The organism is Microbacterium sp. P5_B6, from assembly GCF_056400345.1.
In genome coordinates, this window is the sequence record NZ_JBFULL010000006.1 from 244,102 (window position 1) to 267,070 (window position 22,969).

24 protein-coding genes are annotated in these 22,969 nt (G+C 69.5%); 14 read left to right on the plus strand and 10 right to left on the minus strand.

What is annotated here, in order from left to right:
• The first annotated feature begins 43 nt into the window (after positions 1 to 43).
• The 3 genes from AC1DP3_RS10485 to AC1DP3_RS10495 are packed head-to-tail and all read left to right on the plus strand — an operon-like array spanning position 44 to position 2,533.
• Complete coding sequence (locus tag AC1DP3_RS10485; RefSeq protein ID WP_477293105.1) at positions 44 to 742, plus strand: DUF2306 domain-containing protein; 699 nt, start codon at positions 44 to 46, stop codon at positions 740 to 742.
• 4 nt (positions 743 to 746) lie between these two features.
• Positions 747 to 1,877, plus strand: a complete 1,131-nt coding sequence (locus AC1DP3_RS10490; RefSeq protein ID WP_477293106.1) for a sensor histidine kinase — start codon at positions 747 to 749, stop codon at positions 1,875 to 1,877.
• A complete protein-coding gene (locus AC1DP3_RS10495) occupies positions 1,874 to 2,533 on the plus strand; it encodes a response regulator transcription factor (protein WP_477293107.1) in 660 nt (219 codons plus the stop codon). Before AC1DP3_RS10490 ends, AC1DP3_RS10495 begins: the two co-directional genes overlap by 4 nt.
• A 185-nt stretch (positions 2,534 to 2,718) precedes the next feature.
• Here the strand turns inward: AC1DP3_RS10495 and AC1DP3_RS10500 are convergent, their stop codons facing one another.
• Both AC1DP3_RS10500 and AC1DP3_RS10505 read right to left on the minus strand, forming a co-directional pair.
• Positions 2,719 to 4,257, minus strand: coding sequence for a DHA2 family efflux MFS transporter permease subunit (locus AC1DP3_RS10500; RefSeq protein WP_477293108.1), 1,539 nt, complete (start codon positions 4,255 to 4,257; stop codon positions 2,719 to 2,721).
• Positions 4,254 to 4,874, minus strand: coding sequence for a PadR family transcriptional regulator (locus tag AC1DP3_RS10505; protein ID WP_477293109.1), 621 nt, complete (start codon positions 4,872 to 4,874; stop codon positions 4,254 to 4,256). The genes AC1DP3_RS10500 and AC1DP3_RS10505 overlap by 4 nt, the downstream gene beginning before the upstream one ends.
• Positions 4,875 to 4,965: 91 nt before the next feature.
• On the opposite strand from AC1DP3_RS10505, the gene AC1DP3_RS10510 reads away from it, so the two are divergent.
• The 4 genes from AC1DP3_RS10510 to AC1DP3_RS10525 all read left to right on the plus strand — a co-directional run bounded on the left by AC1DP3_RS10510 (position 4,966) and on the right by AC1DP3_RS10525 (position 8,641).
• Positions 4,966 to 5,304, plus strand: coding sequence for a TfoX/Sxy family protein (locus AC1DP3_RS10510; RefSeq protein WP_477293110.1), 339 nt, complete (start codon positions 4,966 to 4,968; stop codon positions 5,302 to 5,304).
• 23 nt (positions 5,305 to 5,327) lie between these two features.
• Positions 5,328 to 6,275 carry a phosphoribosylaminoimidazolesuccinocarboxamide synthase gene (locus tag AC1DP3_RS10515; protein ID WP_477293111.1) on the plus strand — a complete coding sequence of 316 codons (948 nt, stop codon included), beginning with the start codon at positions 5,328 to 5,330 and terminating at the stop codon, positions 6,273 to 6,275.
• 94 nt (positions 6,276 to 6,369) lie between these two features.
• Complete coding sequence (locus AC1DP3_RS10520) at positions 6,370 to 7,704, plus strand: uracil-xanthine permease family protein (protein ID WP_477293112.1); 1,335 nt, start codon at positions 6,370 to 6,372, stop codon at positions 7,702 to 7,704.
• Between the two features lie 58 nt (positions 7,705 to 7,762).
• Positions 7,763 to 8,641: a VOC family protein gene (locus tag AC1DP3_RS10525; RefSeq protein ID WP_477293113.1), complete on the plus strand. Its 879-nt coding sequence runs from the start codon at positions 7,763 to 7,765 to the stop codon at positions 8,639 to 8,641.
• Between the two features lie 48 nt (positions 8,642 to 8,689).
• On the opposite strand, the gene AC1DP3_RS10530 is transcribed toward AC1DP3_RS10525, so the two are convergent.
• Positions 8,690 to 9,937, minus strand: coding sequence for an amidohydrolase family protein (locus tag AC1DP3_RS10530; RefSeq protein ID WP_477293114.1), 1,248 nt, complete (start codon positions 9,935 to 9,937; stop codon positions 8,690 to 8,692).
• Positions 9,938 to 10,039: 102 nt separating this feature from the next.
• Between AC1DP3_RS10530 and AC1DP3_RS10535 the strand changes: the two genes are divergently transcribed.
• Positions 10,040 to 10,537, plus strand: coding sequence for a MarR family winged helix-turn-helix transcriptional regulator (locus AC1DP3_RS10535; protein ID WP_477293115.1), 498 nt, complete (start codon positions 10,040 to 10,042; stop codon positions 10,535 to 10,537).
• A gap of 52 nt (positions 10,538 to 10,589) precedes the next feature.
• Here the strand turns inward: AC1DP3_RS10535 and AC1DP3_RS10540 are convergent, their stop codons facing one another.
• The 5 genes from AC1DP3_RS10540 to AC1DP3_RS10560 form a co-directional block, all read right to left on the minus strand.
• The gene (locus tag AC1DP3_RS10540; protein ID WP_477293116.1) at positions 10,590 to 11,609 is read right to left on the minus strand and encodes a LacI family DNA-binding transcriptional regulator; all 1,020 of its coding nucleotides are present in this window, start codon (positions 11,607 to 11,609) and stop codon (positions 10,590 to 10,592) included.
• A gap of 21 nt (positions 11,610 to 11,630) precedes the next feature.
• Positions 11,631 to 13,100 (minus strand): glycoside hydrolase family 1 protein, encoded by a 1,470-nt coding sequence (locus tag AC1DP3_RS10545; protein WP_477293117.1) that lies wholly within the window; start codon positions 13,098 to 13,100, stop codon positions 11,631 to 11,633.
• Between the two features lie 64 nt (positions 13,101 to 13,164).
• Entirely contained in the window at positions 13,165 to 14,079 is a 915-nt protein-coding gene (locus AC1DP3_RS10550; protein ID WP_477293118.1) for a carbohydrate ABC transporter permease, read from the minus strand.
• A complete protein-coding gene (locus AC1DP3_RS10555; RefSeq protein ID WP_477293119.1) occupies positions 14,076 to 15,125 on the minus strand; it encodes a carbohydrate ABC transporter permease in 1,050 nt (349 codons plus the stop codon). Before AC1DP3_RS10555 ends, AC1DP3_RS10550 begins: the two co-directional genes overlap by 4 nt.
• Before the next feature lie 81 nt (positions 15,126 to 15,206).
• Positions 15,207 to 16,478, minus strand: coding sequence for an ABC transporter substrate-binding protein (locus AC1DP3_RS10560; protein WP_477293120.1), 1,272 nt, complete (start codon positions 16,476 to 16,478; stop codon positions 15,207 to 15,209).
• A 354-nt stretch (positions 16,479 to 16,832) separates the two neighbouring features.
• Between AC1DP3_RS10560 and purS the strand changes: the two genes are divergently transcribed.
• Both purS and purQ read left to right on the plus strand, forming a co-directional pair.
• Positions 16,833 to 17,081: a phosphoribosylformylglycinamidine synthase subunit PurS gene (gene purS / locus AC1DP3_RS10565; protein ID WP_477293121.1), complete on the plus strand. Its 249-nt coding sequence runs from the start codon at positions 16,833 to 16,835 to the stop codon at positions 17,079 to 17,081.
• A complete protein-coding gene (purQ, locus tag AC1DP3_RS10570) occupies positions 17,078 to 17,785 on the plus strand; it encodes a phosphoribosylformylglycinamidine synthase subunit PurQ (RefSeq protein WP_477293122.1) in 708 nt (235 codons plus the stop codon). Before purS ends, purQ begins: the two co-directional genes overlap by 4 nt.
• A 162-nt stretch (positions 17,786 to 17,947) precedes the next feature.
• On the opposite strand, the gene AC1DP3_RS10575 is transcribed toward purQ, so the two are convergent.
• Positions 17,948 to 18,379 carry a DUF1761 domain-containing protein gene (locus AC1DP3_RS10575; protein ID WP_477293123.1) on the minus strand — a complete coding sequence of 144 codons (432 nt, stop codon included), beginning with the start codon at positions 18,377 to 18,379 and terminating at the stop codon, positions 17,948 to 17,950.
• A gap of 99 nt (positions 18,380 to 18,478) precedes the next feature.
• Here AC1DP3_RS10575 and AC1DP3_RS10580 point away from each other — a divergent pair, with 99 nt between their 5' ends.
• On the plus strand, positions 18,479 to 19,411 hold the full coding sequence (locus AC1DP3_RS10580; protein ID WP_477293124.1) for a 2-hydroxyacid dehydrogenase: 933 nt from the start codon (positions 18,479 to 18,481) through the stop codon (positions 19,409 to 19,411).
• An 11-nt stretch (positions 19,412 to 19,422) separates the two neighbouring features.
• Here the strand turns inward: AC1DP3_RS10580 and AC1DP3_RS10585 are convergent, their stop codons facing one another.
• On the minus strand, positions 19,423 to 19,998 hold the full coding sequence (locus tag AC1DP3_RS10585) for a nucleotidyltransferase family protein (protein WP_477293125.1): 576 nt from the start codon (positions 19,996 to 19,998) through the stop codon (positions 19,423 to 19,425).
• 50 nt (positions 19,999 to 20,048) lie between these two features.
• Here AC1DP3_RS10585 and AC1DP3_RS10590 point away from each other — a divergent pair, with 50 nt between their 5' ends.
• The 3 genes from AC1DP3_RS10590 to AC1DP3_RS10600 are packed head-to-tail and all read left to right on the plus strand — an operon-like array spanning position 20,049 to position 22,965.
• Positions 20,049 to 21,134, plus strand: a complete 1,086-nt coding sequence (locus AC1DP3_RS10590) for an XdhC family protein (RefSeq protein WP_477293126.1) — start codon at positions 20,049 to 20,051, stop codon at positions 21,132 to 21,134.
• Positions 21,131 to 21,610 (plus strand): nucleoside deaminase, encoded by a 480-nt coding sequence (locus tag AC1DP3_RS10595; protein ID WP_477293127.1) that lies wholly within the window; start codon positions 21,131 to 21,133, stop codon positions 21,608 to 21,610. Before AC1DP3_RS10590 ends, AC1DP3_RS10595 begins: the two co-directional genes overlap by 4 nt.
• Positions 21,607 to 22,965 carry an 8-oxoguanine deaminase gene (locus AC1DP3_RS10600; RefSeq protein ID WP_477293128.1) on the plus strand — a complete coding sequence of 453 codons (1,359 nt, stop codon included), beginning with the start codon at positions 21,607 to 21,609 and terminating at the stop codon, positions 22,963 to 22,965. Before AC1DP3_RS10595 ends, AC1DP3_RS10600 begins: the two co-directional genes overlap by 4 nt.
• Positions 22,966 to 22,969 lie beyond the last annotated feature (4 nt).

Genomic DNA, 22,969 nt, shown 5'->3' on the forward strand with positions numbered 1-22,969 from the left:
GCGGCCGATGCGCCACGGCATCCGGGATCGCCAGCATGGCGGTATGACAACCGCAGCCATCACCCAAACCCGAGCGACGCCCGGCCGTGGCTGGCTCGCACCGGCGGGCCTGATCGTCCTGAGCCTGGTGCCGATCGTCGCGGGAGCCTCCCGGATCACACAGCTCGCGGGCGGCGCCACCGTGAGCGAGGCGAACGCCCGGTTCTTCGACTCGCCGGTGCCGGTCATCGTGCACATCGTCGGCTCGAGCACCTTTCTGCTGCTCGGCGCGCTGCAGTTCGCCCCGTCGCTGCGACGACACTCCTGGCACCGCCGAGCAGGTCGGATCGTCGCGCCCGCCGGTGTCCTCTCGGCGCTGTCCGCGATCTGGATGACGCTGTTCTATGAACTGCCTTCATCCGTCACGGGCCCGGGCCTCTCGGCGATCCGGCTCGTGCTCGCGACCGGCATGATCGCGGCGATCGTGGTCGCGTTCCTCGCGATCCGGCGTGGCGACGTCGCCACCCACAGCGCCTGGATGACGCGCGCCTATGCCATCGGGCTGGGCGCGGGAACCCAGGTGCTGACGTTCCTGCCGTTCACACTGCTGATCGGCACTCCGAGCCGCCCCATGCACACCGTGCTCATGGCCGCCGGGTGGGCGATCAACCTCGCCGTCGCCGAGGTCGTGATCCGCCGGCGGGCTCGCTCTGCCGGCCGCCCGATGGCGCCGCGGGCCGCCGCGAGTGCCCGCCTATCATGAGGGCATGACGACCCCGGTCCGCGCGCACGGGGAGGAGCCGGGAGTAACACCGGCACCCCCGAGGCGCGTCTGGCGAGACTGGGTGCTGGTCGGCGTGATTCCTCCCTTGGCGGTGGTCGAGGCATCCCTCCGGCCCGAGGTGCCCTACCGCTGGCTCTGGGCGGTCGTCCTCTCGGCCCTGGCAGTGACCCTCCTGTGGCGGCGGACGCACCCTCTGGCGATGTTCGCGACGGCCTTCGCGGTCGGCACGACCGTGGGTCTCGTCACAGGCGGCGACCCCCAGCTCTACACGACCGCCTTCCTTCTGATCCTTCTCTACGCGGTCTTCCGTTGGGGCTCCGCTCGGTCGATGATCGTCGCCGGCGCGCTCGTTGCGGGGGGGATGCTGCTCACCTTCGTCTCCTCGTCGCCCACTGCCGCCGATGTCATCGGCGGAGCCGCCGTCGCGGTCGCCACGGGTGCACTCGGCGTCGCTCTGCGGTGGCGCAGCGGGGCGCGTGCCCGCGAGCTCGACCGCGCGCGGCTCGTCGAGCGCGAGCAGCTGGCGCGCGACCTGCACGACACGGTGGCCCACCACGTGTCGGCCATCGCGATCCAGGCGCAGGCGGGTACGGCGGTCGCCGGGACCGATCCCGATGCCACCGCCCGAGTCCTGCGCACGATCGAGGACGAGGCCTCGCGCACACTGCGCGAGATGCGGGCCATGGTCGGCGTGCTGCGGACGGGCGAGGCTGCCGAGCTCGCTCCCACCCCGGGTGTCGCAGCGCTCAACGCTCTCGCCGACGCGGATGCCGCAGGCCCGGCCGTCTCGGTTCTGCTCGAGGGATATCTCGACTCGGTGCCGGGTCCCGTCGCGGCCACCGTGTTCCGCATCGCTCAGGAGGCGGTCACCAACGCCCGACGTCACGGCCAGGAGGCGACGCGCATCGACGTGCGCGTCAGCGTGGACGAGGGCGGAGTGCGGCTGGAGGTGCGCGATGACGGCCGGGGCACGGCATCCGGAACTCCCGGCTACGGGATCACGGGAATGCGCGAACGGACGGCCCTCCTGGGCGGAACCTGCGCCGCCGGCCCGTCGGAGAGCGGCGGATGGGCCGTCACGGCGTCACTTCCCCGGAAGGGATGGGGAGCATGAGCGTCCGGGTGCTCATCGCCGATGACCAGGCTCTCGTGCGCACGGGACTGCGCATGATCCTCGATGCCCAGGCAGACATCGAGGTGGTGGCCGAGGCGGCGGACGGTGCGGAGGCGGTCACGCTCGCGCGCAGCATCCGTCCGGATGTGTGCCTGATGGACATCCGGATGCCGGTCATGGATGGTCTCGAGGCCACGCGGCTGCTGGCCGGGCCCGAGGTCGCCGATCCGATTCCCGTCGTCGTCATCACGACGTTCGACCTCGACGAGTACGTGTACTCCGCGCTGCGCGCCGGCGCCCGCGGGTTCCTGCTGAAGGACGCCGGGGCCGCGATGCTGGGCGAAGCGGTGCGTGCGGCGGCTCGGGGCGATGCGCTGATCGACCCCGGCGTCACCGTGCGGCTCATCGAGGCCTTCGCGGGTTCGGATGCCGCGCCTCCGACACCGCCCACGAGCCCGCTGACCGAGCAGGAGGAGGCGGTGCTCGCGGCCGCTGCAAGAGGCCTCGGGAACACCGAGATCGGGTCGGAGCTGCACATCTCGCTCAGCACGGTCAAGACGCACCTGGCCAGCATCATGGCCAAGCTCGGCGCCCGAAACCGCGTCGAGCTCGCGATCTGGGCATACGAGCGCGACCGCGCACCGCGGCGTCGCTGACCCGGCCGCCCAGCATCCGTTCGCCCGGCCCGTCCGCCTCCCCCCCCCAGGTCGATAGCCCGTGCGCTCGCCGAAAGCCCCCGCGAAACCTGCACCTGCCAGGGGCGCTCGGTGAAAGCCCGGGCTCGCGACGGAACAACTGGGCCGGGGCGGGGTGGACAGGGGCGGCCCGGCCTGCCCGATGCTCAGCGCGCCGTGAGCCCCTCCGGCCGGCGCAGGAAGCACACGGCCACCAGCGCGATGATCATGACGGCGGCCGGCAGCAGGATCGCCTGCGACATGGCGGTCGAGAAGCCGTCGACGACGAAGTCCGGCAGCGTTCCCCCGCCGAAGCCGCCCTGCGCATCGCCGGCACCGGGAAGGTTCGCCTCGAGGCGCGCCTGCATGAACGCCGCGATGGAGGCCGAGCCGATGACAGAGCCGACGGTGCGCGTCGTGTTGTAGATGCCCGCGCCGGCGCCCGCTTGTCGCGGCGAGAGGTTGCGCGTGGCGGTCGTGGCGAGCGGACCCCACATGCCCGCGTTGCCGATGCCCATGAGCGCGGACGGAAGCAGGAACATCCAGATCGGCGTGTCGACGTTCATGAGGCTCGAGTACCAGAGCAGCGAGAGCGCCACGCACGCGAGTCCGGGCACCAGCAGGAAGCGCGGGTCGGTGCGGTCGAGCAGCTTGCCGGCGAACGGGGCGAGCACTCCCGAGAGCAGCGCCATCGGGATGAGCAGCAGCGCCGACTGGGTCGGCGTGAGCCCGAGTGCGAGCTGGATGAAGAACATGAGAGGCAGGCCCATGCTCGTCACCGCGAATCCGACCGTCGAGATCGAGATGTTCGCGATCGAGAAGTTCCGCTCCTTGAACAGCTCGAGAGGCACGAGGGGCTCGCTCTTGGTCCGCGCCTGCGTCCACACGAACAGGGCGAGCACCAGCACGCCCGCGATGATGAGCGACCAGACCGTGATCGGGCCCCAGATGACGCCCCAGTCGTACTTCTGGCCCTCCTGCAGGCCGAACACGATCAGGAAGAGGCCGAGGGCGCTGAGGAAGACGCCCACCATGTCGAACTTATGCGGGTGCGTCTCGAGCTTGGGCACGAGGATCCACGCCAGGACGAAGCCGATGATCCCGACCGGGATGTTGATGAAGAAGATCCACTCCCACCCGAAGCCGTCCACCAGCAGCCCGCCGAGCAGGGGCCCGACGAGCGTCGCCACACCGGCGGTGGCGCCCCAGAGGCCCATGGCGGCACCGCGGCGGCTCGCCGGGAACGTCCGTGTGATGACAGCCATGGTCTGCGGCGTCATGAGCGCCGCGCCGAGGCCCTGCACGGCGCGAGCGACGATCAGCAGCTCGAGCGTCGACGACAGGCCGCAGCCGAGCGAGGCGAGCGTGAAGACCGCGAGCCCGATGAGGTAGATCACCCGGGGGCCGAAGCGGTCGCCGAGTCGCCCGGTGATGAGCAGCGGCACCGCATAGGCGAGCAGGTAGGCCGAGGTCACCCACACGACGTTGTCGACGTTGGCCGTGTCGGGGTCGAGCGCCGCCTTGATCGCCGGGTTCGCGACCGAGACGATCGTGGTGTCGACCAGGATCATGAAGAACCCGATGACGAGCGCCCAGAGCGCGGGCCACGGGTTCTGCGGCCCCTTCGTCTTCAGGACGTCGGTCGATGGTCCCCGATCGGGATTGCGGGGGGCGGATGCCGCGGCATCCGTGGTGGGCTCAGTCATTGCCGTGCGGCCTTTCGGTCTTGCAGATAGCGTTCGGAGGGGAGCTCGGGCGCCCCCCAGGAGAAGTCGTGGCGCTCGAGGCGCGCGATCAGGGTGTCGAGCCAGGTGAGGTCTGCGCCGAGCATGACGAGCTCGCGATCGACCTCGAGCAGGTACTGCTCGGGCACCTCGCGCGCGCCGGCCGCCTCGCGGCCGGCGGTGAGCTCGATCCGGGCGGCGGCGAGCGCCGCCCGACGGGTGCGCAGCAGGCCGACCACCTGCTCGCGCTCGAGGTTGTGGGCCTCGGCGAGCGCGATGCGGAATTCGCTCGGACGATCCATCCGCGACAGCTCGCGCCGCACCCACTCGCCGACCGCTTCACGCCCGGACGCGGTGAGCGCGTACGTCGTGCGCTCGGGACGGTTGCCGTGGCGGTCGATGCCCACCTCGGCGAGCAGGCCCGCCCGCTCGAGGCGGCCGACCGTGTGGTACAGCGTGCCGTTGGTGATCGTCACCAGGCGGTCGTCGCGCCTCTGGCGCATGAGCCGGATCATCTCGTACGGGTGCATGTCGCCCTCGCCGAGCAGCGCGAGGATCATCACGCCCAGGGGCGTGAGCCGGTCGACAACGTCTTTCATGGGTGTTCCGTGGGTGCTGGTCGAGTGGTCGGGATAAAATAGTCCAGATGGACTATACCGGATGTCGCCACCGGCGACTACGGTGACCTGCATGAAGGACGAGGCCGAGCGAGAGCGTGCGCACGGGATCTTCGATCCGATCGCGCAGGGGTACCTCGAGCGAGAGGGCGTCGACATCGGCGCGATGTTCGGGAGCGAAGGACTGCGCATCCGGGGAAAGGTCTTCGCGTTCGTCGGCTTCGCGGGCGGACTGGTGGTGAAGGTCCCGCAGGCGCGCGCCGACGAGATCGAAGCCTCCGGCGTTGCGGCGCGCATGGAGATGCGCGGACGCCCCGCTCGCGAGTGGGTGGTGGTGCCCACCTCCGGCGCGGAGCACTGGGCACCTCTCATCGCCGAGGCCTTCGCGTACGTCGACGAACTCACCCCCTGAGCCGCCTCCGGGATAATGGGCGGGTGGCAACCCCCCTCGAACTCTCCGGCTGGCGGCACGTCTACTCGGGCAAGGTCCGCGACCTGTACGTCCCCGCCGACGGCCCGATCGAGGGCGCGGCGCGCATGCTCGTGGTCGCGAGCGACCGCGTCAGCGCCTTCGACCACGTGCTCGAGCCGGGCATCCCCGACAAGGGCGTGCTGCTGACGACTCTGAGCCTGTGGTGGTTCGACCGGCTCGCAGGAGGCGACGGAGGGCGCAGCATCCCGAATCATCTCGCGGCGAGCGCGGTGCTGACCGATGGTCCCGATGGCGAGCCCGGCACCGCCGACGACCTCACGCGGCTGATCCCCGCCGAGGTGCACGGGCGGGCGATGGTCGTGCGGAGTCTCGAGATGCTGCCCGTCGAGTGCGTGGTCCGCGGCTACCTGACCGGGTCAGGCTGGGCGGAGTACCGCGAGCGGGGCACGGTCTGCGACATTCCGCTTCCGGACGGCCTGAATGACGGCGACCGCCTTCCCGAGCCGCTCTTCACCCCTGCCTACAAGGCGCCGATGGGCGAGCACGACGAGAACATCTCGTTCGAGCAGACCGTCGAGCTCGTGGGAGCCGAGCGCGCAACCGAGCTTCGCGACCTTTCGCTCGAGCTCTACGGGCGCGCGGCCGCGACCGCCGAGCGGCACGGCCTGATCCTCGCCGACACGAAGTTCGAATTCGGCCTGGATCAGGCGGGCGTGCTGACACTCGCCGACGAGGTGCTCACGAGCGATTCGTCGCGGTACTGGGATGCCGCGTCCTGGCGCACCGGTACGACTCCCGCCGAGCGGATGGCGAGCTTCGACAAGCAGATCGTCCGGGACTGGCTCGCCGCCCACTGGGACAAGACGGGCACGCCTCCCGAGCTGCCCGCCGAGATCGTGGCACGGACGGCCGATCGCTACCGCGAACTGCTCGAACTCCTCACCTCGTAGGCACGACAGGCGCGGCATCCCGTCGCTCCCAGCGAACTCCCAGGTATCGTGGCGAAGGCACCCGTTCGGTGCCCGTCATCCCGAGGAGTGAGCTATGCCCGCCTGGTCTCTGCACGGCAACGGCCGCAACGTCGAACCCGGAAAGGTCGTGCGGCCGGACGAGCGCCTCAACTGGGGTGCGACGGTCGCCATCGGCGTGCAGCACGTCATCGCCATGTTCGGCGCCACCTTCCTGGTGCCCGTGCTCACGGGCTTTCCGGTGTCGACGACCCTGCTCTTCTCGGGCATCGGGACGATCCTGTTCCTCCTCATCACGCGCAACAAGCTGCCCAGCTACCTGGGCTCGTCGTTCGCCTTCATCGCCCCGGTCACCGCAGCCACCGCGACCGCGGGGACGGGGTCGGCACTCGCCGGCATCGTGGCGGTCGGCATCCTGCTCGCCGCGATCGGCTTCGTCGTGCAGTTCGCCGGCATCGGCTGGATCGACCGGCTCATGCCCCCCGTCGTCGCCGGTGCCATCGTCGCGCTCATCGGGTTCAACCTCGCCCCCGTCGCCTGGTCGAACTTCCAGCAGCAGCCGCTCACCGGCACGATCACACTGGCGGCCGTCATCCTGTTCAGCGTGTTCTTCCGCGGATTCCTCGGACGCATCTCGATCGTGCTCGGCGTCGTCGTGGGATACGTCGTGGCCGCGCTCGCGAACGAGATCGACTACACCGCGTTCACCGAGGCCGCGTGGATCGGGCTCCCCCAGTTCCAGTTCCCCGACTTCGTCTCGCCGGGCACCTGGAGCGTCATCGCCATGTTCCTCCCCGTCGTCCTCGTGCTCATCGCCGAGAACGTCGGCCACGTGCGCGGCGTCGCGACGATGACGGACGCCTCGGTCAACCAGCACACCGGGCGCGCGCTGATCGCGGACGGCGTGGCGACGACGGTCGCCGGCATGTTCGGCGGGTCGGGCACCACGACCTATGGCGAGAACATCGGCGTCATGGCCGCCACCCGGGTGTACTCCACCGCGGCGTACTGGGTGGCCGGCGCGACGGCGATCCTGCTCAGCATGTCGCCGAAGATCGGCGCGCTCTTCAACTCCGTGCCTCCGGGCGTGCTCGGCGGGGTCACCACGGCTCTGTACGGACTCATCGGCATCATCGGCATCAAGATCTGGGTCGACAACCGCGTCGACTTCTCACGCCCCGTGAACCAGTACACCGCCGCCGTCGCGCTGGTCATGGCGATCGCGGGCTTCTCGATCCAGTGGGGCGACTTCCAGCTCGGCGCCATCGTCATCGCCGCGGCGACCGCGCTCATCATCTACCACCTGGGCAACGCCATCGCCCGCTGGCGCAAGACCGGCGCCGATGATGGCGGACCCATCCCCGCAGTCGGTCCGATCGGCGGAGACCCGCTCGACGCTCCCGTCCGGTGACGGAGGTCGCGGCATCCGTTCGGGAAGAAGAACGGATGCCGCGGCGTTATCTATTCATATGCATGAAGCAGCCGCGCCAGCCGACCGGATCGCCGCCGACACCTCGATGGGTGCGGTGACCCTTCTCGTGGGCGACCTCGACGCCATGACCCGGTACTACCGCGACGTCGTGACCCTCGAGGTCCTGACCGCCGAGGGCGATGCCGTGACGCTCGGAAGAGCGGGCCGGCCGATCGTCGTGCTGCGCCACGAGCCCACGCTGCGGCATGCCCTTCCGGGGTCGGCGGGGCTGTTCCACACGGCGATCGTCTTCGAGACGCAGGCAGCGCTGGCCGCGGCCCTCTACTCGGTCGCGACTCACGCTCCGACGACGTTCAGCGGCAGCGCCGACCACCTCGTGAGCCAGGCGTTCTACTTCACGGATCCCGAGGGCAACGGGATCGAGCTCTACTGGGACCGCGCGCGCACCGACTGGTCGTGGACGCACGGGCACGTGGAGATGGCGACGCTCTTCCTCGATCCGAACCGGTTTCTGCAGGAGCACCTCACCGAGCAGACCCTCGAGGGGTCGACGGCGCGGGATACGGCATCCGTCGGCCATGTCCATCTGTCGGTCGGGGATGTCGCGACCGCACGCGCCTTCTACGTCGACGCCCTCGGCTTCGACGAGACAGCGGCGCTCGGCAATCAGGCGGTGTTCGTGAGCGCCGGCGGCTACCACCATCACATGGCCATGAACGTCTGGAACTCCCGCGGTGCAGGACCCCGGATGCCGGCGCTCGGGCTGGGCCGCGTCGACCTCGCCCTGCCCGGGCACGATGCCCTCGGCGCGCTCGAGGAGCGGCTCCGGCACCACGGCTTCGCGGTCCGGGACGACGGGCGCACCCTCGCCTTCGAGGATCCCTGGAACAACGCCATTCTCGCCACCGCGAGCTGACCCATCCCGGGCAGCCTCAGGCCGCCCGGGGATCGGTCAGCGGCCTGCTCAGGATGCCCGCAGCCGCGTGCCTCGACGCCACACGTCGCGCACGTTGAGGGTGTCGCCGATCTCCGTGGTGGGGTCGCCGTCGACGAGCAGCAGATCGGCGCGCTGGCCGACCGCGATGGTCCCTCGGTCGGTGAGGCCGAAGCGGCGGGCTGTCACCGAGGTCGCTGCGCTGAGGGCCCGGGTGGGAGCGAGGCCCGCCTTGACGAACTGCTGCAGCTCGTGGTGCACGCTCGCGCCGTGCGCGAGGCCGCCGAGGAACGGGAGCGGCTGCGAGACGTCCGTGCCGACGAGGAGGTCGACGCCCGCCTCGTCGAGTGCGCGCACTGTGGCGAGCACATCCTCGAGGCGTCCCTGCGGGTAGTGGTTGAAGCTGCTGCGCAGCGTGGCGTCCCACTCCGGAGTCAGCTTGGCCGCCACGCGAGGATCATCCGCCAGCTCGGCACCGGTGATGCCCATCATCGATGCATCGAGCACGACGCATGCCACCACGAAGGCGCCTGACCGTGCGATCGCCTCCACGATCTCGTCGGTGTGCGGTCGGTCCATGAACAGGTGCGCCAGCCCGTCGATCCCGGCGTCGATGCTCATCTGCGTCGCCTCGATCGTCAACGCGTGGGCGATGGTCAGCATGCCGAGCCGGTGCGCCTCGGCGACGCCGGCGTCGAGCGTCGCCTGATCGAGCATCGGGAGGCCCGGGTGCCCCTCGACGGAGCCGTCGTCGACCATGAACTTGATGTAGTCCGAACCCGCCCGCGAGAGCTGGCCGACGACGTCCACCGCCTCTTCGGGCGATGTGACCTTCGCTCGCACGATGGGGTCGACACGGGGGCGCCCTCCCGGGCCGCCGGGTCCACGACCGCCCCCGCGCTGCGGGTTGAAGTCCTTCGGGAACAGCTCCTCGGGGTGACCGCCGGGAGGGGTGAGACCGAAGCCGGCAGACCGCACGTCGGCGAGGCTGTCATCAAGCGCGATGTGGTCACGATCGTGGGCGGTGTTCGCGCCCTGCATCTCGAGCTCGGTCGTCACGCCGAATTCCAGCGCCATCCGCAGCCCCGAAGGATCGGTGTGCACGTGGGCGTCGATGAGACCCGGCAGGAGAGTCGCCCCTGGTGCACGCACGATCTCCGCATCGGCGGGAACCCCAACGCCGATGGATTCGATGCGACCATCGGAGATGACCACGGTCTGCGGGCCGAGATCAGCTGTGCCATCGAATACCCTGCCGGCGACGATTGCGGTGCGCATGCGAACTCCCATTCGATCTTCCGAGTCACACCATGTGGTGGAACTCACATATGTGTAAAATAGCACCTAATTGCTGGACGCACGTACGAGTCAGGAGCATTGATGGCTGATCACGAGGAAACCGGAGCCATCTCGGCCTCCGATGAGGAGCTGCTGGAGACCATCGGGACCGCCTTCACAAGACTGCGGCGCCGCACGGGGAGCGTCCCGCTCGATCCACCGGTCGCCCCCACCGATGTCCGTCGCGACCTGCTGCTCGCCGTCGTCGAGGAGTCCGACGGTCTCCTGAGCGTCAACGCGGTCTCCGCCGCACTGTCCATGGACCGGACCGTCGTGAGCCGGCTCGCCGCCGCATGCGTCGCGCAGGGTCTCGTGAAGCGCGTGGCCTCCCAGACCGACGGACGCAGCATCACCCTGCGCCTCACCGCCCGAGGTCGCGAGGCGCTGCGGCAGTCTCGACAGGCCCAGCGCCGCGCCTTCGACTACATCACCAGGGACTGGTCTGCCGACGAGCGGGTGCAGTTCGCGCGGCTTCTCCACAAATACGTGTCAGCTGCGGCGGCGCTTCCGACGCCGCCCGCGGATGACAGCGAAGACTGACCCTGCGAGCACCTCCCTGCCGGCGCAGCAGGTTCAGTCCCGAGTACGGACCCTACACGGAGTCGCGGACGACGAGCTCCGTCTCGAGGATCGTGACGTGGCGGGGACTGCCGCCGGCGAGGATGTCGAGCAGCACACCCGCCATGTCCTCGCCCTGCTGGAATGAGGGCTGCCGCATGGTCGTCAGCTGCGGCGTGACGGATGTCGCGACCGGCGAGTCGTCGAACCCCATGATGGCGACATCCTCGGGCACGCGGAGTCCGGCACGACCGAGCGCCGCAAGGGCGCCGCGCGCCATGAGGTCGCTCGCGATGAAGAAGGCGTCGGGTGGGTTCCCGGCGTCGAGGATGCGCTGCATCGCCGCTGCGCCACCGTCCGCCGTGAACCCGCCGTCCTCGACCGGGCCCTCCTCGAGCCCCGCCTCGGCCATCGCCTGGCGGTAGCCCTCGAGGCGGTCGACGCCTGCGGGCATCGACAGCGGCCCGGTGACCGTGCCGATGCGACGGTGGTTCCGCGCGATCAGGTAGGCGGTGGCATCCCGCCCCCCGCGCACGTTGTCGACGTCGACGTAGTAGTCGCGCTCGCGCTCACGGACGGGCCGGCCGCCGTAGACGACGGGGACGGATGCCGCGATCCGGTCGATGAACGTGTCGCTCGTGTGGTGCGAGACGATGATCGCCCCGTCGACGGCCCCGCTGCGCAGATAGCTCGTCGTCTTGTCGCCGGGGTCGTCGCTGGCGATGAAGAGGTTGAGGACATAGTCCGACCTCGTCAGGCGCGAGTTGATTCCCGAGACGATCGCCGCGAAGAAGGGGTCGCCGAAGAACCTGGTGGTGTCTTCTGGCACGACCAGCGCGATCGCCTGGGTCTGACGGCTCGCAAGCGATCGCGCCGCCCGGTTGGGCACGTAGTTGAGCTCGGCGATCGCCCGCTGCACCGATTCCAGGGCGCTGGGACTGACCGATGTCGAGCCGTTCACCACGCGCGACACCGTCGATCGTGAGACACCGGCCGCGGCGGCGACCTCTTCGATCGTGGCGGGCGCATGGAGTGCGTCTGTATCTGTGCTCATGGGACCAGCCTCCCCAGGCGGCTAGACGCGGGCTGCGGAGAGTTCCGCGTCTATTGCCCGCGCGGCGATGATCCGAGCGTATTCCCGCCCGCTGTCCTTGAGAACGCGTTCCTGCGTCTCGTAGTCGACCCGCACGATGCCGAATCGCTTCTCATAGCCCCATGCCCACTCGAAGTTGTCGAGCATCGACCAGTAGAAGTAGCCGCGCACATCGACACCCTCTTCGATGGCATCGAGGATCGCCGCGACATGGCCGCGCAGGAACTCCGTGCGCTCGGCGTCGTGGACGCGAGTCTCGCCGTCCTCGAACACGGGCTCGTCATCGTAGGCCGCACCGTTCTCGGTGACGTACAGCACAGTGCCGGCAGGCGCGGCGTACTCGTCCGAGACGCGCTTGAGGAGCGTCGTCAGTCCCTCCGGCTGCACCTCCCAGTGCATCGAGGTGCGCGGCAGGCCCCGCTCGTACGCGTGGATGCCATCCGACACCGGGTAGGGCGAGCGACCCGGCCGGTCGGTGGGGGCGTCGCCGCCCATGGGCGGGTTGGCCGAGGGCGTGCCACCCACGAGCTCGCCGTGGTAGTAGTTGACGCCGAGTGCATCGATGTGGGTGGAGATCGTCTCGAGGTCGCCGGGATGGATCGCGCTCTCGAGCGCCGCGACAGCCTGCGGGTCGACCGCGCGGATGTCGTCGACGATATCGGCGGGGTATGCGCCGAGGAACACCGGGTCCAGGAACCAGCGATTGAACTGCCCGTCGATCAGGCGCGCGGCCTCCCGGTCTTCGTGCTTCGACGGGTCGGCGGGCTCGGCGACCGTGAGGTTGAGCGTGATCCCGAGGTCGAGCGAGGCATCCCGCTCCCGAAGAGCGGTGATCGCCTGCCCGTGACCCAGCAGCAGGTGATGCGAGGCGAGCAGGCCTTCTTCGATGCTGTAGTGGCCCGGGGCGTGCAGACCGGCCGTATAGCTGAGGAAGGACGAGCACCAGGGCTCATTGAGGGTCGTCCACACCTTGACCCGGTCACCGAGCGCGGAGTGCATGTCCAGCGCGTACTCGGCGAAGAGATCGGCGGTGTCCCTGTTGGTCCACCCGCCCTTCTCCTGGAGAGCCTGCGGAAGGTCCCAGTGGTAGAGCGTCAGCCACGGCAGGATGTCGGCATCCAGCAGCTCGTCGACCAGGCGCTTGTAGAAGTCGACGCCCTTCTCGTTGACGGCGCCCCCGTCGGGGCGCACCCGCGACCACGACGTCGAGAACCGGTAGGTCTGCAGGCCCATGCTCTTCATGAGTGCCACGTCGCCCTGGTACCGGTGGTAGTGGTCGCATGCGACGTCGCCGTTGTGGGCGTTGATCACCGCGCCCGGCACCCGGGAGAACTCGTCCCAGATGGATGCCTTGCGGCCGTCTTCGAAGGCGGCGCCCTCGATCTGGTAGGCCGCAGTGGCCGTGCCGAAGAGGAAGCCGGGCGGGAATGCGCGATCGGGAGGCGTGGTCATGGAAGATCCTTCCGGACGGAGGAGGCAGGGACTCTGAGAGAGGGAACGCGGGATGACGCCGAGGTCATCCCTTGACGGCGCCCGCCATGATTCCGCTCACGAGCTGCTTGCCGGCGAAGATGAACAGGAGGAGCAGCGGGATCGTTGCGAGCACGACGCCGGCGAGCACGACCGAGTAGTCGACGAAGTAGTTCGACTGCAGCAGCGACAGCGCCACGGGAAGCGTCGGGTTCTGCCGGTCGAGCACGATGAACGGCCAGAAGAAGTTGTTCCAGGCGCCTACGAACGTGAAGAGGAACAGCATGGCCGCGGCCGGGCGGGCGGCGGTGACGCCGACGGTCCAGAACGTGCGGATCATGGATGCGCCGTCCATGCGCGCCGCTTCGATGAGCTCATCGGGAACGGCCTGACGCAGGTACTGCGTCATCCAGAACACTCCGAAGGCGCTGGTGATGGCCGGGACGATGATCGCGCCGATCTGTCCGGTCCAGCCGAGCTCGGCGAACAGGATATACAGCGGCACGACGCCGAGCTGCGCGGGCACCGCCAGCGTCGCCACGACGAAGACGAGCAGCGCCGGCCCGCCGTGGAAGCGGAGCTTCGCGAACGCCCAGCCGGCGAGCGTCGAGGTGACGACGACCGCCAGGGCGATCAAGGTGGAGCTGTAGATGCTGTTCCACAGGGCGGGCCAGAAGTTCACGGCCTCGTTGCCCGCGACCGCACTGACGTTCGCGATGAAGTTCGCACCGGGAACCCACCCGAACGGGCGGCGCAGGCTCGAGGCATCCCCCGATCCGATGATGAACGACCAGTACAGGGGGAAGACGCCGATGAGGAAGACGGCGGTCAGGATCGCGTACGACCAGAAGCCGGGCCGTGCACCGCGGATCTTGACGGTCCGCCGCCCATTGCGGCGGCGCTTCGGCTCATCTGGGATGGCCTCGACCATCGCGATGGCGGGGGGCATGCTCAGGCTCATGCCGACACCTCCTTCTTCGCCTTCGCGGCGAGCTCCTTCTGCTGACGCTTGGACAGCTCCGAGCGCAGCCCTTCGTCACGGACGAAGGTTCGGGTGATGAGCAGGTTGACCACGCCGACCAGCACGATGATGAGGAAGAGGATCCACGCCATCGCCGCTGCGCGGCCGAAGTTCCACTGGCCCCAGCCGATGTCGTACAGGTAGAGGGTGATCGTGAGCCACTGCTGACCAGCTCCGCCGCGGCCGAACTGGTCGAACACGCGCGGCTCGTCGAAGATCTGCAGACCGCCGATGGTGGCGGTGATGATGACGAAGATCAGCGTCGGCTTGAGCGAGGGCAGCGTGATGGAGAAGAACTGGCGGACCGGGCCCGCGCCGTCGACGGTGGCGGCCTCGTAGTAGTCCCGGTTCACGGCCTGCATCGCTGCGAGGAGGATCAGGGTGTTGTAGCCCGTCCACCGGTAGTTGACCATCGTCGCGATGGCGATGTGGCTCCAGAACGGATCCTTGTGCCACGGGATGGCCGGAAGGCCGATGTTGCCGAGCCAGGTGTTCACGAGGCCGAAGTTGTCGGCGAAGATCGCCGTGAAGATGAGGCCCACCGCGACGGGTGCGACAACGAAGGGAAGCAGCACGCCCATGCGCCAGAAGGTCTTGGCGCGGAGCTCGCGGTCCAGGACCGCAGCGATGAAGAGGGCGAAGACCAGCTGGGGGATGGTCGACAGCAGGAAGATGCTGAACGTGTTGCGCACAGCCGTCCAGAAGTGGGGCTGCGTCAGGATCCAGATGTACTGGTCGAATCCGACCCAGGTGCCGGTGTTGCGCACGAGATCCCAGTCCTGGAACGAGATCACGGCGGTGTAGACGATCGGGAACAGACCCACGATCGCGAAGAGGATGAAGAACGGCGAGATGTAGAGGTAGGGCGAGATCTTCAGATCCCACTTGCTCAATCGCTGCGAGAACGAGAGCACGCGGGTCTCGCGCGGGGGCAGATCGTCGGATGCTGCTGCCCGCGTCGTCGGGCGTGAATCAGTGGCGGTCACGGCGCGTCCTTCGGGAGAGGAGGGATGTGGCAGGGGTGCGGAGCCCGCGTCGCGCGCGCTCCGCACCCCGGTCTGTGCTGCTTAGAAGGCCGAAACCTCGGTGACCCAGGTGTTCCAGCTGGTCTTCTGGTCTTCAAGACCGTCGAAGACGCGGGTCACGGCGTTCTGGAGAGCGTCGTGGTACTGGAAGTACTTCGGTCCCTTGTACGGAGCGACCTCGATCGCGGCCGCGCGGTCGGTCAGGATCTGACCGGACGGGGCGTTGTTGAAGTACTCGTTGGTCGCGCCGAGCAGGTCGTCGCTCGTCAGGGCGTCGTTCTGGCTGGGGAACGTGCCCGCGTTGGCGAAGGACTTCAGCTGCGTCTCGGGCGAGGTCAGCCAGTCGGCGAGCTTCTGCGCCGCCTCGACGTTCTTGCCGTTGGCCGGCACGACGAGGTACGAACCACCCCAGTTGCCGCCGCCGCCCGGGAAGGCGTTGGCCAGATCCCAGCCGGTCGTGTCAGGCGCGTTGCCCGAGATGACGCCGAGCATCCAGCCCGGGCACAGCATGGTGGCGAACTCGCCGCTCGCGAGCGAGGCGAACCAGTCGTCGCTCCACTGACCTGCGTAGGCCGCGATCGGGATGGCCTTCTCGACGACGGTGTTGTACGCCTCCTCGACCGCGGGGTTCTCGGTGGCGACGATCGTGCCGTCGGGGTCCTCGTACGTGATCTCCTCCTGGTTCACCAGGCCCTGGAGAACGGCGTTGGCCGAGTCGATGAAGGGCTTGCCGGTCGCCGCGGTGTACTGCGCGCCGACCTCGAAGAAGGCGTCCCAGGTCGGGAACAGCTCGGCGACGGCCTCGCGGTCCGTGGGGAGCCCTGCGGCCTCGAACAGGTCGGCACGGAAGCAGATGCCCTGCGGGCCGATGTCGGTGCCGTAGGCGACGAGGTTGCCGTCGGCGTCGGTGGCCGACGCTTCCTTCCAGTCGAGCCAGCGACCCTTGAGGTCGTCGGAGACCGGCGCGAGCAGGTCGGAGTACTGCATCATTTCGGCGAACCAGTCGATCTCGACGGCCTCGACGTCGGCGAGGCCTTCCTTGCCGAGCTTCTGGAAGAAGTTGGCGCGGGCGTCGTTCGAGGTCGCCGCCTTGTTGTGAACGATCTTGATGCCGGTCTCGTCGGTGAACTCCGCGAGGAGTTCATCGGTGTAACCGAAGTCGTTGAAGGTCGCCAGGGTGAGCTCGGTGGTGTCGCTGCCACCGTCGCTCTCCTCGGTGGAGCCACCGCCGCCGGCGCAGCCGGCGAGGATGATGGCGGCGGATGTAGCGGCGACCGTTGCAACGGAAATGCGCCGCAGTGCGCGTGAATTCACGTGTCACTCCTTTGTGCTGGGCAAGTTGGAGGAACGCTTCCTCTGGCCGGGTGACCAGGTGGTGGGAGCGCTCTCACCGGACGAGAAGTGACGCTATGAGATCGCTCCCACGATGTCAAGGGAGCGCTCCCAATTCTTTGTCACGGTTCGATCACGCGGCGTTCCGGCGCCATGGCCGCGCCGCCCGAGCAGGGTCAGTCGCGCCGTGATCCGGCCGCCCGAGCAGGGTCGGGCCGAGCCGTAGACTGGGAGTGCACACCTGCCCGCGACATCCGGCGTTTCGACTCCTCGCTGCGCTCTCGTCGCTCACTGACCGGTCGGTGCGGCCGCACGCGGCCGCCAGGAGGATTCCCGATGCCCACCATCGTCGTAGACGTCATGCCCAAGGCCGAGCTTCTGGACCCGCAGGGGAAGGCCGTCGCCGGCGCCTTCACCCGCCTCGGGATCGAAGGCTTCGACAGTGTCCGGATCGGAAAGCGCTTCGAGCTGGCCGTCGACGGAGACGTCGACGAGGCCCTGCTCGAGTCTGTCCGGAAGATCGCGGACGAGGTGCTCTCGAACTCCGTGATCGAGGACGTCGTCGGCATCGAGGTTGTGGAATGACCGCACGGGTCGGAGTCATCACCTTCCCGGGATCGCTCGATGACCGCGACGCGCAGCGCGCGATCCGCCTCGCCGGGGCGCAACCCGTCGCGATCTGGCACGGCGACCACGACCTCCAGGGCGTCGACGCACTCGTCCTGCCCGGCGGCTTCAGCTACGGCGACTATCTCCGGGCGGGTGCCATCGCGGCGCTCGCCCCGATCATGTCCGAGGTGAAGGACGCCGCGGCCAAGGGCATGCCCATCCTCGGCATCTGCAACGGGTTCCAGGTTCTCGTCGAGGCGCACCTGCTGCCCGGCGGTCTGATCCGCAACGCCCACCAGCAGTTCATCTGCCGCGACCAGCGTCTTCGGGTCGAGAACGCGTCCACGGCGTGGACGAGCGACTTCTCCGAGGGCCAGGAGATCGTCATTCCGCTCAAGAACGGCGACGGCGGGTATATCGCCGATGCCGAGACGGTGGCGCGGGTCGAGGGTGAGGGCCTCGTGGCCTTCCGCTACGTCGGTGTCAACCCGAACGGCTCGGTGGACGACATCGCCGGGCTCACCAACCCGCGCGGCAACGTCGTCGGCCTGATGCCGCACCCCGAGCACGCGGTCGAGCCGGGCTTCGGTCCCGACACCAGCGAGGCTATGCGATCAGGCGTGGACGGCCTGTCGTTCTTCACGTCGGCCATCGCGGCCGTGGTGGGCGCCGCGGCCTGAGGCCCGGCGTCCCACCGACATCCGCAATTTCGGATCATCGCGCCGAATTCGGACCCGTCGGTCGGTTCGCTCCGAATTCCGTGCAATCGTCCGAAGTTCGGTGACCCTGGAGCATCCGCGTTCCGGACCCTCGAGCGACGTCCAGGCTGGGAAGGATGACGGCTAGACGGTTCCGGCCGGGGGCCAGGCGCCGATGATCAGGGCCATGACGAGCACGGTGACGAGCTCGTGCGCGATGTTGAGGGTCGTGAGCGCCGCCGGTCGCCCCTCGAACGCGTCGTGCGTGATGAAGCGCGCCGCGGTGAAGCCGGCCCACAGCGTCGCGCCCGTGACGACGGCTCCCCACAGCCAGCTGCCGCCGTAGAAGTGCCACGCGATCGCGACGGCGCCGGCGAGGACCCAGGCCGTCACGAAGCTGACGAGCACCGTGACGATGATGGCGACCGTCGCACTCGCGCCGGGGCGGCCGATGTCGACCTTGGCGAGCGCGGCCCATCTCGTGCCGAACACCTTCGGTGTGTACCAGATCGTGCCGACGATCATGGTGGAGAGGGTCGCGATGAGCACTGCCCAGTAGTTGATCTCGGGAACCATGGTCGCCTCCTGCGCGGCACTCGACGGGGGCGTGCCACTGGGGCGAGCGTAGCGCCGGGGCCCCGCACCGCACCCACAGCACGCCGGTAGCGTGGTGGGGTGAGCACCAGCATCCGTCCCCTTGTCGTCTCGGTCCCGACCGAAGAGCTCGCGCACGATATCCAGCCGGTGGCCGAAGGCGTCGAGGTCGTCGTGTGGGGCATGGACGATCCCGCCCCCCGCGAGGCGTTCGACCTGGTCGTACCGCCGTACATGAAGATGTCGGCCCTGCTGGGGCGACTGCAGGGCGTTCAGGTGGGGCTCGTGCAGAGCCAGTCGATCGGCTACGAGGGGGTCGCCGACGTGCTGCCGGCGGGGATGCGGTTCGCCAACGCGACATCGGTGCACGAGACATCGACCGCCGAGCTCGCCGTCGCCCTCGCGCTTGCGGCGCAGCGCCGGCTCGACACGTTCGCCGTCGACACCTCACGCGGAGTCTGGGCACCGGTCTTCGCCGAGAGCCTGGCCGACCGGCGCGTGATGCTGCTCGGCTACGGCGGGGTCGGCAAGGCGATCGCGGCGCGGCTCGCGGGCTTCGAGGTCGAGCTGACAGCAGTCGCCAGCCGCGCGCGCGATGAGGACGGGATGCCGGTGCACGCCGTCGACGAGCTGCCCGCGCTGCTTCCGACCACTGAGATCGTCATCGTGTCTCTTCCGGGCGGTGCGGCGACGCGACACATCATCGACGAGTCGTTCCTCGCCGCGCTTCCGGACGGCGCGCTGATCGTGAACGTCGGACGCGGGCCCCTGATCGACACCGAGGCACTCGTCGAGCATGTGCGGCGCGGCCGGATCCGCGCGGCCCTCGATGTGACCGACCCCGAGCCGCTGCCCGAAGCGCATCCGCTGTGGGCGCTGCCCGGGGTCCTCGTCTCGCCGCACGTCGGCGGCGCGTCGAGCGCGATGCGGCCTCGCGTCGCCCGGCTCATCCGCCGTCAGATCGAGCACCTCGTCCGGGGGGAAGAACCCGAGAACGTCGTCATCGGCGGCTGAACCGGCCGAGGTCAGCGGCAGTCGACGTCGGCGCCTGACCAGAGATCGCCGCACTCGACCTCTCGCGCGCCGTGGGCTGCGAGGTACCCGCGAGCACCCTGGTCGCCCGAGAGCGACGCCGCGAGCAGCTCGACATGGCCCACGCCGATCAGCACCGGATGCCCCGGCTCGCCGCCGTAGACGGCCTGCACGAGGGCATCCGACCATGGCACGCCGGCGGCTCCGATCACTCGGCGGACCGCCGCCACGGGCAGCTCAGGCGTGTCGACCGGGACGATGAGGACGGCATCCGTCCCCTCCCCTGCCGCTGCGCGCAGTCCGCGGCGCAAGGTCGCCGACAGGCCATCGGCCCAATCGGCGACGAAAACCTCGTCCGCCTCCGACCCCAGGAGGGCCCGCGCCTCGGCGGCGCCCGCGCCGAGGGCAGCCACCACGCGACGGCAGCCGGCGTCCCTGAGCACCTGAACAGAGCGAGTGAGCCAGGGCGTTCCGTCGCCCGAGACCGCAAGCGCCTTCGGGCCGCCGAAGCGGGTTCCGGCCCCCGCAGCGAGCACCAGCCCGCAGACGACGGGCCCGGAATCGCTCATGGTCACGACAGCGTAGCGCGGAGGAAACACGCCGGGACTAGCGTGATTGCATGCTCGAGTTGGCACGCGATCTGCTTCCGATCCTGGAGGCGGGTGAGTCGGTCGCCGTCGTCACGGTCGTCCGGGTGGCGCGCAGCGCTCCTCGCGGCATCGGCGCCTCGATGGCGGTGACGCGCGACGCGCAGGTCATCGGCTCGATCTCGGGCGGATGCGTCGAGTCCGAGGCGGTGACGCTCGCGCTGACAGTCCTCGCCACCGGCCAGACGGGCTCGGGGAGCTTCGGCTTCAGCGACGAGGCCGCACACGCCGCCGGGCTCGCCTGCGGCGGCTCGGTCGAGGTGCTCGCCTATCGCATCGGACCGACGGATGCCGAGGCCCGCGCCTCTCTCGAAGCCGCGGCGGACGATCGCGGCGTGACGATCGCACTCCAGGGCTCCGGCGATGCGCGGGTGCGCCGGGTGGAATCGGACACGAACCCCGCCACTCCGCTCGGCCGCGCCGTCGCGCAGCGGGAGTGCATGCTGCTCGGCGACACGCTCGTGCTGTCGCACGCACCGCGCCCGCGCCTCATCATCCTCGGCGCCGGTGAGCATGCCGCGGCGCTCAGCCGGGTCGGGTCCGCGGCGGGATTCGCCGTCTCGGTCTGCGATGTGTGGGGTGTCATGGCGACACCGGAGCGTTTCCCCGAGGCACGCGAAGTCGTCGTGGCCCTGCCGCACGAATACCTCGAGTCCCTCGACGCGGAGACTCTCGACGCGAGGACGGCGGTCTGCGTCCTCACCCACGACGAACGGCTCGATGTGCCGGCGATCGCGTTGGCGCTGCGCCTGCCGGTGGGCTTCGTCGGAGCGATGGGGGCGAGATCCACGGTGGCGCATCGCGAGAGGCTGCTGCGCGAGGCGGGTGTCGACGACGTGACGCTCGCCCGCCTTCACTCCCCGCTCGGGCTCGATCTCGGAGGCGCCTCGCCCGACGAGACGGCAGTCTCGGTCATGGGCGAGATCATCGCCTCGCGCCACGGCGGCAGCGCGCTGCCCCTCCGCGAGCGAACCGGCCCTCTGCACACCCGAGACCACCCCGATGAGAGCGAGGATGCGCCTGCGGCATCCTGCATCCCGACCCGAACGGCACCATGACCACCGCGTCCCCGCAAGACATCACCCACCTCGAGTACGCCATCGGGCTCGCCGGCACCGCCCGCGAGCGGGGCGACCACCCCTTCGGATCGGTCGTCGTGGCCCCGGACGGCACGCTCGTCGACGGTCTGAACTCCGTGGTGACGCAGAACGATCCGACCGGCCACGCCGAGACGAATGTCGTGCGCGCCGCGGCGTCAGCCCTCGAGGCGGCCACGCTGGCGGCATCGGTGCTCTACACGAGCACCGAGCCGTGCGCGATGTGCGCGGGTGCGATCCACTGGTCGGGCATCAGCCGGGTCGTGTACGCGTTCGGCGAGGACGAGCTTCGTGAACTTGTGCATGCCCAGGAAGGCATACCGACTCTGTCGCTGCCCTGCCGCGAGGTCTTCGCACGAGCGAACCGGCCCATCGAGGTCACGGGGCCGGTTCCGCTCCCGTCGGCGCGCGCCGTCCACGAAAGGTTCTGGGCATGACCCGCATCATCATCGAGGGGGGCTACGTCGCCACCGTCGATGCGGCCGGCAGCGAGCACGCGACCGGATACGTCGTCGTCGAGGACGGAGTGATCAACGAGGTCGGCGCAGGCAAGGCCGGGGAAGACCTGCGGGCGGGCACCGAGATCGTGGATGCCACGGGATGCCTCGTCACGCCGGGCCTGGTCAACACGCACCACCACCTCTACCAATGGCTGACGCGGGGATATGCCCAGGACTCGATCCTCTTCGACTGGCTGACCGCGCTCTACCCGCTCTGGTCCCGGATCGACGCAGACCTGACCCGGGCCGGGGCGACGGGTGCGATGGCGGTGCTCGCGCGCTCGGGCTGCACGACGGTCGGCGACCACCACTACATCTTCCCGAAGGGCTCGGGCGACATCGTCGGCTCGATCGTCGAGTCGGCGCAGCGCGTGGGTGTGCGGCTGCACGCGACTCGGGGCTCGATGGATCTCGGCGCCTCGCAGGGCGGCCTGCCGCCGGACTTCGCGGTCGAGACGACGGATGCCGCGCTGTCGGCGTCGCAGCAGTCCGTCGAGCGATGGCACGACCCGTCGTTCGGGTCGCTCGTCCACGTCGCGATCGCGCCGTGCTCCCCGTTCTCGGTGACGGCGGACCTGCTGCGCGAAGCCGCGGTGCTCGCGCGGTCGCTCGGCGTGCGGCTGCACACGCATGCCTCAGAGACCATAGAGGAGGACGCGTACTGCGCCGAGCACTTCGGCAAGACGCCGACGCAGTACCTCGAAGACCTGGGGTGGCTCGGCGACGACGTGTGGATGGCGCATTGCGTGCACCTCGACGACACCGCGATCGCAAGATATGCCGCGACGGGCACAGGCGTGGCGCACTGCCCCTCGTCCAACGGGCGTCTCGCCGCAGGCATCGCCCCGGTGCGCGACCTGCTCCGCGCCGGGGTGCCGGTCGGACTCGGCGTGGATGGAGCGGCATCCAACGAATCAGGGCAGCTCGGCGTCGAGATCCGGGAAGCGGTCCTCATGAACCGCCTGCGCACGGGCGCCGACTCGTTCAGCGTCCGCGACGGCCTGCGCATCGCCACCCTCGGGGGGGCCAGGGTGCTCGGACGCGACGCTGAGATCGGGTCGCTCGAGGCCGGCAAGATCGCCGACATCGCCGTGTGGCGGGTCGACGGCGTGGAGCATGCCGGCATCCTCGATCCGGTCGCGGCCCTGGGACTCGGCGCCATGCCGCCCCTGCACCGTCTGTTCGTCGGCGGCCGGGCGATCGTCGCCGAGGGCGAGCTCGTGACCGCCGAGGAGCCGATCATCGCCGAAGAGGTCGCCCGCGCCTCCCGTGATCTCGCGGCGCGGCTCTGAAGGC

What these genes read in the sequence shown, in the direction of transcription:
- AC1DP3_RS10505 (WP_477293109.1), bottom strand. Translation starts at nt 4,874, where the DNA reads ATGAAAGACGTTGTCGACCGGCTCACGCCCCTGGGCGTGATGATCCTC.
- AC1DP3_RS10550 (WP_477293118.1), bottom strand. Translation starts at nt 14,079, where the DNA reads ATGAGCCTGAGCATGCCCCCCGCCATCGCGATGGTCGAGGCCATCCCA.
- AC1DP3_RS10585 (WP_477293125.1), bottom strand. Translation starts at nt 19,998, where the DNA reads ATGAGCGATTCCGGGCCCGTCGTCTGCGGGCTGGTGCTCGCTGCGGGG.
- AC1DP3_RS10595 (WP_477293127.1), top strand. Translation starts at nt 21,131, where the DNA reads ATGACCACCGCGTCCCCGCAAGACATCACCCACCTCGAGTACGCCATC.
- AC1DP3_RS10520 (WP_477293112.1), top strand. Translation starts at nt 6,370, where the DNA reads ATGCCCGCCTGGTCTCTGCACGGCAACGGCCGCAACGTCGAACCCGGA.
- AC1DP3_RS10510 (WP_477293110.1), top strand. Translation starts at nt 4,966, where the DNA reads ATGAAGGACGAGGCCGAGCGAGAGCGTGCGCACGGGATCTTCGATCCG.
- AC1DP3_RS10495 (WP_477293107.1), top strand. Translation starts at nt 1,874, where the DNA reads ATGAGCGTCCGGGTGCTCATCGCCGATGACCAGGCTCTCGTGCGCACG.
- purQ (WP_477293122.1), top strand. Translation starts at nt 17,078, where the DNA reads ATGACCGCACGGGTCGGAGTCATCACCTTCCCGGGATCGCTCGATGAC.
- AC1DP3_RS10490 (WP_477293106.1), top strand. Translation starts at nt 747, where the DNA reads ATGACGACCCCGGTCCGCGCGCACGGGGAGGAGCCGGGAGTAACACCG.
- AC1DP3_RS10530 (WP_477293114.1), bottom strand. Translation starts at nt 9,937, where the DNA reads ATGCGCACCGCAATCGTCGCCGGCAGGGTATTCGATGGCACAGCTGAT.
- AC1DP3_RS10500 (WP_477293108.1), bottom strand. Translation starts at nt 4,257, where the DNA reads ATGACTGAGCCCACCACGGATGCCGCGGCATCCGCCCCCCGCAATCCC.
- AC1DP3_RS10535 (WP_477293115.1), top strand. Translation starts at nt 10,040, where the DNA reads ATGGCTGATCACGAGGAAACCGGAGCCATCTCGGCCTCCGATGAGGAG.
- AC1DP3_RS10485 (WP_477293105.1), top strand. Translation starts at nt 44, where the DNA reads ATGACAACCGCAGCCATCACCCAAACCCGAGCGACGCCCGGCCGTGGC.
- AC1DP3_RS10525 (WP_477293113.1), top strand. Translation starts at nt 7,763, where the DNA reads ATGCATGAAGCAGCCGCGCCAGCCGACCGGATCGCCGCCGACACCTCG.
- AC1DP3_RS10575 (WP_477293123.1), bottom strand. Translation starts at nt 18,379, where the DNA reads ATGGTTCCCGAGATCAACTACTGGGCAGTGCTCATCGCGACCCTCTCC.
- AC1DP3_RS10545 (WP_477293117.1), bottom strand. Translation starts at nt 13,100, where the DNA reads ATGACCACGCCTCCCGATCGCGCATTCCCGCCCGGCTTCCTCTTCGGC.
- AC1DP3_RS10600 (WP_477293128.1), top strand. Translation starts at nt 21,607, where the DNA reads ATGACCCGCATCATCATCGAGGGGGGCTACGTCGCCACCGTCGATGCG.
- AC1DP3_RS10540 (WP_477293116.1), bottom strand. Translation starts at nt 11,609, where the DNA reads ATGAGCACAGATACAGACGCACTCCATGCGCCCGCCACGATCGAAGAG.
- purS (WP_477293121.1), top strand. Translation starts at nt 16,833, where the DNA reads ATGCCCACCATCGTCGTAGACGTCATGCCCAAGGCCGAGCTTCTGGAC.
- AC1DP3_RS10590 (WP_477293126.1), top strand. Translation starts at nt 20,049, where the DNA reads ATGCTCGAGTTGGCACGCGATCTGCTTCCGATCCTGGAGGCGGGTGAG.